This window comes from Roseomonas acroporae (assembly GCF_023223525.1).
In the GTDB taxonomy this organism is placed as follows: domain Bacteria; phylum Pseudomonadota; class Alphaproteobacteria; order Acetobacterales; family Acetobacteraceae; genus Roseomonas_E; species Roseomonas_E acroporae.
The window spans coordinates 1-259 of record NZ_JALPRX010000227.1 but is presented as its reverse complement, the minus strand read 5'-3'; the positions used below and the strand labels follow the sequence as shown (position 1 = coordinate 259).

The following is a 259-nucleotide window of genomic DNA, read 5'->3' as shown; positions in this document are numbered from 1 at the left end:
CATTCGCGCCGAGGCCGAGACGGTGAAGGCCTTCATGTCTCGCCAGGTGGACCGCTTCCGCCCGCCCTACGGCAAGGCCTACGTCAACCGGCCGAGGCAGTGCATCCTTGTAGGCACCACCAACGCCGAGGAATGGCTGAGCGACACCACCGGCAACCGCCGGTTCTGGCCACTCGCCTGTCGCCATGCCGACGTGCCCTGGATCCGCGAGCATCGCGACCAGCTATGGGCCGAGGCGGCAGCCCGAGAGGCAGCGGGG

The 259-nt window shown here is 69.1% G+C and carries 1 protein-coding gene; it reads left to right on the top strand.

The window, feature by feature from the left end; all coding sequences use genetic code 11:
- Positions 1-259 (top strand): virulence-associated E family protein (locus M0638_RS28155; protein ID WP_248670271.1); only part of this gene is annotated, 259 nt, incomplete at both ends.